Genomic DNA, 2,382 nt, shown 5'->3' with positions numbered 1-2,382 from the left:
CTCTGGCAGCAAGCTGGGATCTTCGATCTCTTCCTTGGACAACGAGCGGCGCGAAAGATCTGGAAGCTGAACACTCTTGTAGCCCGTCCCACCTTTTTGCCCGGGCGCTTTGCGACGCAATGCTTTGCGGTATTTCAAAAGCTCCTTGTTCCGCCCGTACCAAAGCAAGTAGTCGAAGGTTGGGCCGAGGTAGTCGCCAGTCGAACTTGAGGTCTTTGCGAAGACGATGGTGTCAATTGCATTGACGCTACCAAACACTTCATCTAGGACCGCACGCACACGGTGGACGTTCTCAGCCCCAATCTGAACGAATATTGATCCGCTGTCCGTGAGCAAGTCGCGCGAGACCAAAAGCCGATCTCGCAAGTAAGTCAGGTACGAGTGAACGCCGTCGCGCCATGTATCCCGGAAGGCCTTGACCTGTTCCGGCTCGCGCGTAATGTGCTTGGCGTTGCCGTCTGACACGTCGCGGCTCGTCGTGCTCCACTGAAAGTTCGAGTTGAACGTAATGCCGTAGGGGGGATCGAAATAGATGCACTGCACTTTGCCACGCAGCCCTTCGCGTTCGGCCAGCGAGGCCATCACCTGCAGTGAATCACCTAGGATCATGCGGTTTGACCAGTTCTGATCGTGCGCATAGAACTCGGTCTTGTCGGCGTCGTGCGGCACGCCGTTAAAGTCGGCGAACAGGTCGGGCGTCAATTCGCCATCGGCATGCTGGCGCTCCTTGGTTTCACGCTGCAGGTCGTCGATTAACGCCTTGGCATGCACCTTTTCCTGGATGTACAGTGGCGGTGCGTGCACCACCAGGTCGCTCCAGTCTTGCCGGTCCTTGCCGCGCCACACCAGTTGCGGATCCAGGTCGGGGTTGCGGGCCTGTTTTTCCTCGGCCAGTGTCTGCCCAATGTTGCGCGGGTACTTCACCTCCACCGGCGCGAGCTTCTGCTTCTCTAGCACCGACTGATATTCGGCGGTGGGAATGTTCTTGCGCTTGGCTTCGTCGTGCTTGATCGATACGACCGTCTTGCCGTCGCTTGCACCAGTGTTCTTCTTCGTTGCCATCAATGCTCCCTCAGGCTTTCGGCGCGTTCACGAACATGTTGCAGCCGACGTGAGCCACTTCCAGAACCTCGCCGCATGAGTGGAGGTGGTCCGTTTGAAACGACCACTTCAGCGCGAGATCGCTCGCGGGCTTCTGCTGTTGGTGCGGCAATTCTTCGTCCATGCGCTCGCGCAACTTCTTGAACAGGCCGGCGATGTCAGCCGTCCTCACGTAGGAGATCACTAGACCCCTCGTTTCACGGCCTGTGGTGTATTTGCTCAGAAGTTGCTCCACCCCCTTCAGGTGCCAGCCAGTGCCATCCCATACCTTCGCCTCCCCCAGCTTCTTTCGCATCGGCATACAGTGGTCGGCGACGATCGTGATGTCCACATGGCCGTTGGAGTTGGCTTCCTGCATGACTGAGAAGCCCGGGATACTCAATGCCTGTGCGAGCACTGCGGTCAGCCCCTCCTCCTTCAACTGGGCGTAGTTTTTGGAGTTGGCCTCTAGTCCGTTCAAGGCGCGCTCAAGGATTGGCAGAAAGGCAGACTCGAACTCGTCCAATGAGTTGGCAGTCAACAGGGACACATACTCAGGTGCCTTCTGTTGAATCCTCTCCATCAGGGCCAGGAACGATTCGTTTTTGTTCATGTGCTTGCCTTCACCGGGACCACCTCCCAGGACACTTTGATGCCAGAGGCCCACGCGCGCCAGCCGTCGTGACTCAGCGGCCTTTCGGACAATCGCTGCCGCAACTGCCTAAACACCTCCTCGCGCGACAAGGATGCATGACCGTCTCCGGTCTCGAATCGCAGCGTCAGGAGCCCCGGTTCATCGCCTGTGAGCATCGAGAAAACCGAGAACGCCTCGTCCGCAGTACGCCCGCTGGTGACGGCGATGGCATCCAGGTCGGGCAGCGTCAGGCGGCGCGACTTGCGTCCGCCGACTAGCGTCCAGAGTGCCTCAACAATTTGGGCGACCCAGGGCTGCGCTCGGACGGACGCTGATAAGCGCACCAGTGACCGATTCATGGGCACTGTCCAAGGTGTAAATGAGGCGCCTCTGGCGCACTCAATCATTTCCGCGAAAGTTGCTTCGACGACCTCTCCGAAGTCCTTCTCCATGGCGTAGACATYGGTGAATTCGGCAAACGCCCAGCGGCCGTACTGGCCCAGCCGGTTGACGCCCGGGACCCAGTATGTCTGCATGGTGTTTTTCTTCTCTTTGGCATCTTCGCCGCGGTAGCCCTTGATCTCGACGATCAGGTTCAGCAGGTCCTTCGCGCCATGCCCGTCGTCCACATGGACGATGAAATCGGGCCGGTACGCGCGCGTCTGGGC

Annotated in this window: 3 protein-coding genes; all 3 read right to left on the bottom strand. The window is 58.8% G+C overall.

From position 1 onward, the window contains the following. Window positions 1-1,062: DNA methyltransferase (locus ACXRVY_RS24645; RefSeq protein WP_458238485.1), on the bottom strand; the 1,062-nt coding region annotated here is incomplete at its 3' end. Window positions 1,063-1,072: 10 nt separating this feature from the next. Beyond that, entirely contained in the window at window positions 1,073-1,693 is a 621-nt protein-coding gene (locus ACXRVY_RS24640; RefSeq protein WP_458238484.1) for a hypothetical protein, read from the bottom strand. Next, window positions 1,690-2,382, bottom strand: a 693-nt coding sequence (locus ACXRVY_RS24635; RefSeq protein ID WP_458238483.1) for a hypothetical protein, incomplete at its 5' end; no start/stop codon positions are given. The genes ACXRVY_RS24640 and ACXRVY_RS24635, both read right to left, overlap by 4 nt.

It is taken from the genome of Pseudomonas sp. P5_A2_2, from assembly GCF_054177685.1.
Note: the sequence above shows the minus strand (reverse complement) of the source record. Positions and strands in the feature narration are given on the sequence as shown.

What these genes read in the sequence shown, in the direction of transcription:
- ACXRVY_RS24640 (WP_458238484.1), bottom strand. Translation starts at nt 1,693, where the DNA reads ATGAACAAAAACGAATCGTTCCTGGCCCTGATGGAGAGGATTCAACAG.